Genomic DNA, 404 nt, shown 5'->3' with positions numbered 1-404 from the left:
CGCGGTGCTTGCCAGCACAGCCATGATCGGCACGAGGAGGGCAGGGCGCTTCATACCAAGGCACCATTTGCCTTGATCGGGCAGCATTCTACAATTGCACCATAGGCCAAGATCGATGGCCAGCCTGGGCAGGGGATGGGAGAGAATGATCGCAGCATCGCGTCGCATCCCGTGGGCAACGATGGTGCTGGCCATGACGGCCGCGCCAGTCATGCCGGTCTTCCAGCCAGCGCAAGCTCAGCCACAAGCACCCGCCTTGCCCACCGCGCCATTCGATGCCCAGGGTTATCGCACCGCGGCGTTTCGGGCGCCGGTCGATCGCGATCCCGCGCCAGCCACGGCGATTTCCCTGGCGAAGGCGCGCCGCCTGGCGCCCGGCGCGGCGCTGTTCATCGATGTCTTGC

General features: G+C 66.1%; 2 protein-coding genes. One reads left to right on the top strand and one right to left on the bottom strand.

Annotated features, from left to right (window positions below; translation table 11 throughout):
* A partial coding sequence (locus tag AB3U87_RS22420) for a hypothetical protein (protein WP_394150648.1) occupies window positions 1-195 on the bottom strand: 195 nt, incomplete at its 3' end.
* Here AB3U87_RS22420 and AB3U87_RS22415 point away from each other — a divergent pair.
* A partial coding sequence (locus AB3U87_RS22415; protein ID WP_394150646.1) for a hypothetical protein occupies window positions 194-404 on the top strand: 211 nt, incomplete at its 3' end. The two genes, AB3U87_RS22420 and AB3U87_RS22415, sit on opposite strands and share 2 nt — an antisense overlap.

It is taken from the genome of Erwinia plantamica (assembly GCF_043420595.1).
In the GTDB taxonomy this organism is placed as follows: domain Bacteria; phylum Pseudomonadota; class Gammaproteobacteria; order Enterobacterales; family Enterobacteriaceae; genus Erwinia; species Erwinia aeris.
Note: the sequence above shows the minus strand (reverse complement) of the source record. Positions and strands in the feature narration are given on the sequence as shown.